The 8,296-nt window shown below is 42.3% G+C and carries 7 protein-coding genes and 1 pseudogene; 5 read left to right on the plus strand and 3 right to left on the minus strand.

Features of this window, described 5'->3' with window-relative positions; translation table 11 throughout:
- Positions 1 to 181: 181 nt before the first annotated feature.
- From KGF65_RS15940 to KGF65_RS15960, 5 genes and pseudogenes are all read left to right on the plus strand, one after another.
- A complete protein-coding gene (locus KGF65_RS15940; protein ID WP_216788237.1) occupies positions 182 to 463 on the plus strand; it encodes a BRCT domain-containing protein in 282 nt (93 codons plus the stop codon).
- Positions 464 to 644: 181 nt separating this feature from the next.
- Complete coding sequence (locus tag KGF65_RS15945) at positions 645 to 3,359, plus strand: VirD4-like conjugal transfer protein, CD1115 family (protein WP_216788238.1); 2,715 nt, start codon at positions 645 to 647, stop codon at positions 3,357 to 3,359.
- 126 nt (positions 3,360 to 3,485) lie between these two features.
- Positions 3,486 to 3,704 (plus strand): hypothetical protein, encoded by a 219-nt coding sequence (locus KGF65_RS15950; protein ID WP_076640153.1) that lies wholly within the window; start codon positions 3,486 to 3,488, stop codon positions 3,702 to 3,704.
- Positions 3,705 to 4,553 (plus strand): annotated as a pseudogene (locus KGF65_RS17180) (ArdC-like ssDNA-binding domain-containing protein); the annotation flags it as partial.
- 1,029 nt (positions 4,554 to 5,582) lie between these two features.
- Positions 5,583 to 5,906 (plus strand): hypothetical protein, encoded by a 324-nt coding sequence (locus KGF65_RS15960; protein ID WP_027822898.1) that lies wholly within the window; start codon positions 5,583 to 5,585, stop codon positions 5,904 to 5,906.
- A gap of 72 nt (positions 5,907 to 5,978) precedes the next feature.
- Here KGF65_RS15960 and KGF65_RS15965 read toward each other — a convergent pair whose 3' ends face one another.
- The 3 genes from KGF65_RS15965 to KGF65_RS15975 are packed head-to-tail and all read right to left on the minus strand — an operon-like array spanning position 5,979 to position 7,984.
- Positions 5,979 to 6,377: a hypothetical protein gene (locus KGF65_RS15965; RefSeq protein WP_216788240.1), complete on the minus strand. Its 399-nt coding sequence runs from the start codon at positions 6,375 to 6,377 to the stop codon at positions 5,979 to 5,981.
- Positions 6,370 to 6,705 (minus strand): acetyl-CoA carboxylase, encoded by a 336-nt coding sequence (locus KGF65_RS15970; protein WP_253956191.1) that lies wholly within the window; start codon positions 6,703 to 6,705, stop codon positions 6,370 to 6,372. Before KGF65_RS15970 ends, KGF65_RS15965 begins: the two co-directional genes overlap by 8 nt.
- A complete protein-coding gene (locus tag KGF65_RS15975) occupies positions 6,683 to 7,984 on the minus strand; it encodes a Y-family DNA polymerase (RefSeq protein ID WP_216788241.1) in 1,302 nt (433 codons plus the stop codon). The genes KGF65_RS15970 and KGF65_RS15975 overlap by 23 nt, the downstream gene beginning before the upstream one ends.
- Positions 7,985 to 8,296: the final 312 nt, after the last annotated feature.

Consider the following 8,296-nt stretch of genomic DNA (forward strand, 5'->3'; position numbering starts at 1 on the left):
AATTTTTTCGTTCAGTATAATCTAGTGAGATCTGGTAAAATTTAAAGCTATTACAAGCAGACATTATTCAAGGACTAATTTAAGTATTTTAATTAATAGTAGATTAGTTTAAATTTCCAGTAGATTGTAAAATTAATTTTCCAAGATGACCGGAAATCTTTCTTCCAAGGAGGCTAGGTTGATGTTTCCCAGAAAGCATAACAAAGGTATGACTAATGAATGTGTTTTATTTACCGGTACCTTGACAGGTTATACGCGAAGTGAGGCGCAACAATTAGTGCTTGCTGCTGGCGGTCGCGTGCTGAACTACTGTTCATCGGCTGTGACGTTATTGGTGGTTGGGATAATTGACAAAGGATTGTTTGAACCCCCAACGACGCATAAATTAACTTGGGCCTTGACCCATGAAATTAAAATCATTGGTGAGGCTGAGTTTAAACAATTGATCCAGAATAGTTATTAAGTGGTGTGCTTCTTTGGAAGGACACTTTTTTATGGGCGCTTTGCGCGGTTGGCAGTCGCAGTAAGTATGCTAAAGGGGAATTGAAACATTACCGTTGATTTTAGGGTGCGCTTAGCGGGCTACTAAACGCACCCTAAAATCAACGGCCACCAACTGAAACGCAGTGAAAGGCGGTAGAATTATGGGCATCAAAAGTATTGGTCAAGGCTTAAATCGGCGACGACAAAATAATGCGCCCTGGTGGGCGCGTAATATCAAGGCAGTGATTGGTTTTCTAGGATTAGTTTCAGCGGTAACACTCGCGTTCTTTGGTTATGCAACGTGGCTAGCTTATTTACTGTTACAAGGCCTGAAACTATGGTTTAAGGGGTTGGTGCAACACGGTCAAGCCTTTCAAGATCCCACGAACTTAGGCTTAACTTGGTCGCGAGTGTTGGATTGGACGAAAGCCTGGCCTGGTAATCAGTTGAATAATCCTTGGTTAATTTGGGGACTTTTGTTAGGTGTTATTGCATTAAGTTTAAGCTGGTATCGGATTATCCGGTCTTACCAAAGCTATAACGGCTTTGAAAAGGGCGCTGAGACTTTTAGTAGCCCGGGACAACTAAAAAAGCAATATGAATTGATACCGGATCGTAACCAGGAATTTGAAGGTTATGGTGGGATGCCACTAGTGCATTATAACGGGCCCATTGGGACCTTGATTCAAAGCGCGAGTTATAGTCGGGGCTTCAAAAAAGTAAAGCAAACATTGGCTAAAAAGTGGGATTTCAAACCGAGTGGCACTTATGGGATTGATCAAACGACGGTGCATAGCTTAATTTACGGGATTACCCGTTCCGGGAAGGGTGAAACAATCGTTTTACCGTTGATTGATAATTTATCACGGGCTAAAAAACAGTCGTCAATGATGATTAATGATCCTAAGCTCGAACTATTTACCATGTCGGAGCGGTTGTTAAAACAACGTGGGTATCGAGTCTATGTGTTAAATATGCAAAATATGGTCAAATCAATGGCCTACAACCCTTTAGCGATTGTGGTTGATTATGCGCGACAGGGCTATTACGATGAAGCCCAACAAGAAGCTAACCGGATTTCGTCAGCGATTTATCAGAGCCATGATGACAGTGGCAACAGTAAATTTTGGAATAATTCATCGACTAACTTGTTAAACGCGCTGATTCTCAGTCAACTTGATTTGGCTGCGCGGCATCAAACGTGGGAACGGGTAACAATGAATAATATTTATCGGGAGTTAACCGAATTAGGTGGGCAAGAAATTCAATTTGACGATGGTTCGAAGACAACGAAGTTGTCATATTACTTCAAAGCTATGGCGCAAATTAAAGTTAAAACGCCACTTCAAGAAATGGCGTTAGAAGCGTTTCAACAATCAAACTTTGCGGGTGATGAAACGGCCGGCAACATTTATGCCTCAATGATGGAAGGCATTAAGATATATCAACAACGTGATATTGCCCGGTTAACGTCGATGAACTCGTTAGACTTCCATGATATGGCCTTTCCGCGGCGATTAAGAATCGGGTTCCCTAAGCAGTTAGCCTTACAAACTGCTCAGGTGACCTTTTCCAATCAAAAAGGTGAATCTTTGGAAAGTCGCGCGCAAATGGTTGATCGCTTAGGCTTTCTAACATTTCCGATTAAGACCACCTTACCTTCGAATTATCAATTAACGATTGATTTTAATTATGAACTGACAGAACCAGCTTTAAGGCGGTATCAGTATCACTATCAAGGCCAGATTAAAACAACTAAACGGTCGCCGTTAGCCACAACGGGCATTAAGCGGGCTGGCGACTTAATCTTGAATCAGAAAGAGTCGGTTACCATTGTCACCGACGACCCACAACCGATTCTTTTTAAGTATTCGGAACAACCGGTAGCCGTTTTCTTAGGGACGCCACCACACAACCCGTCCTATAATCAACTGGTATCGTTTGCCATTGATCAGGCCTTTAATCAAATGTATCAAATGGCCCTAGATAATGAGAAAAAGTGCTATACTCGCGTGCACTTTATTATCGACGAAGGGGGTAATTTGCCAAAAATTCAGAATTTGGATACGAAGTTTACCATTGGCTTAGGGTCGGAATTACTGTTTGATTGGGTGCTCCAAAACAAAGGGCAACTACGGATTAATTACTCCAAAGAAGAAGCGGAAACGATTATTAGTAACTGTGGGAATACACTATATATTTTGTCAAAGGATAAAGAAACGGCGCAAGAGATTAGTGATGAAGTGGGACACACGACTGTCAATGTTATTGGTCACCAGTTACAAGGTAATGTGGCTGACTTGAACGGCCTCAATAGTAGTTTAGATGCAGTGCCGGTTATTTCGATGGAAGAATTACTACGACTAAGAGTGGGTGAGATGGTGGTGATCCGCTCAACCGCTCGAACCGATCAAAAGGGCCGCATTATCCGGGCTAATCCAATCTTTGATACGGGGCGGACGCGTATGCCGGCCCGTTGGCAATTCTTGAATCAAACATTTGACGATACCGCCACCATTTTCGACATCGCAGTTGAAACGCCACATAAGCGCTTAGACTTAACTACATTACAGTATGACTATGCTGGTAATGAGGCTGCAAGTGAGCTGCAACAAATGATTCAGTTGGCCAATGAGACCCCAACTAGTTCTGTACCAGAACCAACTGAACCAGCCTTAACCGCTAAAGAACAACTCAGAAAGCAATTGGCGCAAGAGAAGGATTGGGGTGCCTTGCAAAAACAGTTAATGGCTTGTGTTGACTATCAGTCATCAGCATATGGTGAAATTAGGAACTTGGCAGAAGATGAAGTTGCTAGCTATGTATTGGCCCATTTAACGTTATACGAAAAATGTGTTAGTCAAAGGGCGAGCTAGCCGTAATCATTAATCAGTAAGATCACTGACCGGTAGGTTAGTGATCTTTTTTGGTGTTAGGAGAAGTCATCGCTGCTTCACTGGAGTTGTTAGGCTAGTGCTATCAACGATAAGGAGCTGACTAAAATGATGATTGATAAAACGGCAGTTGCCGGTAGTGAGTTACCAGTATTGGCGACGAAAGCCGATCTGAAATATTTAGACGAAGTTGGTGGTCAAGGGCAATATCGACAAGTTGCTTGGATCAAAAGCACAACGGGGACTTTTGTGCCGTTATATGGTATCGACGATGACTTAGTCCGGCTTGATGGGCAAACGGATTTTCCAGATCAGGAGGCGTTGTAAATGGCAAACAAAAGTCGAGTTGAAATTCAGGCTTGGAAGCAACAGCTCGTTCATCAGGCTGAAATAAAACTCCAAGCACTAACCACTAGCACGAACTTTAAGGCCTATTTAAAAACGATGGCCAAGTTCCACCACTATAGCTTACGCAATATTAATTTGATTTATGCCCAAGATCCCCAGGCAACCCAAGTGGCGGGTTTTAAACAATGGCAAAAAGATTTTAGCCGTCAGGTGACTAAAGGCGCTAAAGCCATTCGGATTGCGGCGCCCATTACCAAACGGTTGACACCAGAACAACAAAGGCAGTTAGGAACTAAACGCGATCAGGCCATCGTGGGTTATCGGTATTTACCGGTCTTTGATGTGCGGCACACTACCGGTAAGCAGATACCGCAAACGCAAGATTTTATCAAACCAGAGCTAGGAGAACACGCGAATGTGACGCCACTGTATCAAGCCTTTAAGACTTACCTTAACGAAACGACGAATTTAACTGTAACGGAGCGACCAATGACTGAAAATCAAGCTCGGGGTTACTTTGCCCCCCAAACCAATGAAATTGTGATTGATAGTCAGGAGTTGGATCAAGGTATGCGACTAAAGACGTTGTATCATGAATATGCCCATAGTCAATTACATGGACTAACATCAGCTTTTAAAGACCGACCGCGCGGCTATCAGGAAGCACAGGCGGAGGCCGTGGCTTATGTGGCCATGCAAAATATCGGTATTGATACGGGTGATTACTCATTAGGGTATGTGGCAACTTGGGCTAAAGATCAAACGGTGATTCATCAAGCGCTCAGTGAGATTAAACAAGTTAGTAATAAAACGATTGAAATTAGTGATGAGCTGGTGCAGGACTTGCGGCGTGAGCAGCGTATGGGGCTGCCACAGAATGAAGAGTTAAGACAAGAGGTTGTCCCGGAATTTCCAGTATGGAAACCTGAAATGGGTTTGGCTGCGAGTGAACAGATTGTCCAGCAGAAAAAAGATTATTGGAAAGGTGTATTTGAGCGTAGCAGAGGCCGTGGCTTCGAAGTAAACGACCTAGATAATCATACTCGTATTACTTTGACAAAAAGCGCTAGAACAGGTGTGGATTGGCAATTAACCCAATATGATAGCAATGGTCCGTACGGACATACAGACATTGTGGGAAACTTAGATCAGCCGAAGGTTCAAGACAAAATAATGAGTCACCTCATTTATCAGAGCGGGTACGTGGTGAAGTATTCTGATAGTGCGATGGATAAAGATCTAAACAAGACGGAAGCAACATATCGGCCAGTTAGTAGTTTACAGGAAATGAACGAAGGGTTGATTGAGACACCGACAGTGATAGAAAAAATTAAGTCTAGTCAGGCCCCTTTCGTTAAAGAGATTGCGTCTAAGGCTGAGTTTGCTCAATTCTACGACTATGACGAAGTGGGACATGAATATTCAGCCTATCGGACGAAAGAGGGTGATACCTTTTACGAAGGTGGCGCAGAAGATTATGTTGAGAAAGACGACCTGAAAGATCTATTGACCAGATCTTTGAACGAAAATGAAATAACGATTGAAAACGTAGTTGGACCGAAGTTAGTAACGAAACTTACTGATAAGACGCAGCGGTTTGTGAATGAGCATCTCACAAACGACGGTTTAAAACAACAAGTTAATGGCCTAAAGCGGCTACAAAAGACGGTAAATCCTGAACAAATTGCTAAGGTGAATAATAGCTTGCGGTTGGCTAATCATGAAGCAAGACGTCGGGGCTTGAATCTAGGCCCAGTTAAAGCTGCTCGACGTAATACAATATCACGATAATGTATACTAGGTTAGTATACAAGCCAGCTTAGGTTTGGTAAGTTAATATTAAGGGGGAACGTAATGATGAAAGAAAATGGTAAAGAAGTGCCACAAGCGGTCAAAGGGTGGAATTGGGGCGCATTTATGTACAGTATTTTTTGGGGCATTGGCAATAAAACCTATTTGCCGTTATTAACGTTAATTCCAATTTTTAATATCGTTTGGGTTTTTGTGGTTGGTTTTAAGGGGAATGAATGGGCCTGGCAAAAAGGTGATTATCAAGATGTCGAGACATTCAAGGCCGTGCAAGCGACTTGGAACCGAGCAGGAATAGTCCAATTTATTATTTCGATTGCTATTTTTGTCCTATATATGTTTTTCTTTGCTTCTTTAGTGGCCAATATCTAAACGGTAATTACTAGCACAAGCACTTATTCAAATAAAGACCACCAAGGTTCGGCATTAGCGCCTTGGTGGTCTTTATTGATTGCCAGTCCAGTTAGTTGAGCGCACTAATTCGATGTGCTGAATATCATTAATATTGATAAATTGGTGGTTGGCAAGCACAATAGTAGCCCCGTTATAGCCCAGTATTGGGGTTGTGATGGTCGCAAAGTGTTGATTATTATGATCAACGGTGTTTAATTGTAAGTTGACTGGTTGGTTCTGGGTGTAAGCTGTTGACAAGATTTGACCAACGATACTTAAAGACTGTTGTGGCTTGGGTGGATATTGTTGTTTATCTTGGATCTTCTGTTGGTTTAAAGCGGCAGTATGACCAGATAAGTAAAAGCCTTGCCATTTCATTAGGCCACGATCATGGTAATCTTGCTCAAAGAAGCGCTTAACAATGCCGAGGTCAAACTCCTTTTCATTCAAGCCCCTGCCGCCTCTTTTGAATAATTTTTTGACTTTGCGGCCAAACTTGACCCGTAAAGCCAATAAATTCAATCGTTAATTTAGTCTGCTGCCGCAACGCCTTTAGTAAGTTTTCTAAGTCATTGAGATTATAATTAGTGAGTTTGTGTAAAGGCATTGACCGTAGTCGATCATTAGCTCGCTGGCTGTTGAAGAATACGTTGTAAGTGTAATCGTACGGGTCATTGGCAATTACTAGCCAATAACGGGTTCGACTAGTCGGTTTAAACAACAAGGCTAAGCGACTCGTGATAATATCTAAATCTTTATTTATAACTATTTCCTCCATTATGACCCCCGACCAAAGCAGCCCGTTCAATAGCGGTACCACCGGGCAATAGACTGGTGGCATAGATGAGTTTGGTGAAGCCAAAGCGTCGGTGAATTTCATCAATAACTTGGTTTAGCTTACTATGTTGAATTTGGTTAAGCGGGGATTCGAATAAATTAAGTTGCTGCCCGGCGTCAGGACTGAGCTTACTACTATAAACGCCAATATTACGGACAGCTTGGCCGTCCCAGTTCTTACGAAATAACCACAATAATTGTTGCGTTAAAGTTTGGTCATTGTTAGTTGGTTCAATTTTCAAAGCCTGGTGAAAGCCATTGCGGCCATCGGTTTCAGCCGCAGCATAAGAAAAACCAACGCTTAGTGATAAACACCCTGCTAGTTTATGGTGGTGACGAAGCCGCGCCGCAACTTGTTCACCAATTTCTTTAATGACCGTTTCAATCTCGTTTTGTGTCAAGTAGTCACGCGGGAGAACTTGTGAGTTGCCAAGACTAGCTTCCTTATTTTTGATTGGTTCAGTTAACTTGGTCCGGTCAACGCCCCAGGCGGTGGCAAACAATTGGCTTCCAATCACCCCGAGGTTCTGTTGGAGTAAATAAGGGTTAGTATGGGCTAACTCATACATATTGTGAATTTGAAGGCGGTTCAAACGTTTCGCCATACGGGGGCCAATGCCCCAAACGTCCGTTAATTCGTTGATTGACCAAATCTTATCCGGCACAGTTTCGTAATGGATTTCACCAATCAATTCATGATTATGTTTAGCGTAGTTATCTAGGGCTAGTTTGGCTTGCACCGGATTGTCACCAATACCCACAGTGGTGTATAAACCGATCTGTTGGCGAATCTTTTTTTGAATTAACCGTGCCACTTCACGGATAGAATTGCCAAAAAGCCGCCATGAATGGGTCATATCCAAAATACTTTCATCAATTGAATAGGGCCAAACCTCTTTTTCACTCGCAAATTGATGAAAAATCTGATTAATTTGCAAATTGCGTTGAATATAGAGATTCATGCGCGGCGGCACGACCCAGAGTCTAGGGTCATTGGGCAAGTCACGTTTGCGTGAGACATTGGCTTTAAGATGAAATAACTGCTTAGCTTCGGGTGACGTGGCTAAGATGAGCCCACCATTGGTGTTTTTAGCTTCACTAAGAACGACTAGTGGGACTTTTAAAGGATTAAGCCCGCGGGCAACGGCTTCACAACTTGCATAAAAGGACTTGTTATCAATTAAAAAGAACACGCCATGCGGTTCTTGATCAAAAAACATAAGCTCACCTTCTCAATAATTTACAGTTATTTTACCACAAAAGGGAACATATGTTCACGAAAGCGATATAATAAATACATAAAATGTATGGGCAAGTCGTCGAGAACTTGTATGGAAAACTGCATACTCAAGTGAAAGCTAATCGATTTACTCCAGCAGAGAAGTGAGTTAAATTTATCAAAGAAAATGAGGTCCTTGACGGTATGGAAGAGTCCATGATTGAGTTGGAGTTTTAGGGAAACACATTGAGATTAAACGCCAAAGATACTAAAGTACCATACTACTTTAGTACTGTGAATATTAATTATGGGT

This window comes from Lactiplantibacillus sp. 30.2.29, from assembly GCF_018991255.1.
Taxonomy (GTDB): Bacteria; Bacillota; Bacilli; order Lactobacillales; family Lactobacillaceae; genus Lactiplantibacillus; species Lactiplantibacillus pentosus.

Coding starts and splice junctions, on each gene's coding strand:
- KGF65_RS15970 (WP_253956191.1), bottom strand. CDS start 6,705: ATGGAGGAAATAGTTATAAATAAAGATTTAGATATTATCACGAGTCGC.
- KGF65_RS15975 (WP_216788241.1), bottom strand. CDS start 7,984: ATGTTTTTTGATCAAGAACCGCATGGCGTGTTCTTTTTAATTGATAAC.
- KGF65_RS15950 (WP_076640153.1), top strand. CDS start 3,486: ATGATGATTGATAAAACGGCAGTTGCCGGTAGTGAGTTACCAGTATTG.
- KGF65_RS15960 (WP_027822898.1), top strand. CDS start 5,583: ATGAAAGAAAATGGTAAAGAAGTGCCACAAGCGGTCAAAGGGTGGAAT.
- KGF65_RS15945 (WP_216788238.1), top strand. CDS start 645: ATGGGCATCAAAAGTATTGGTCAAGGCTTAAATCGGCGACGACAAAAT.
- KGF65_RS15940 (WP_216788237.1), top strand. CDS start 182: ATGTTTCCCAGAAAGCATAACAAAGGTATGACTAATGAATGTGTTTTA.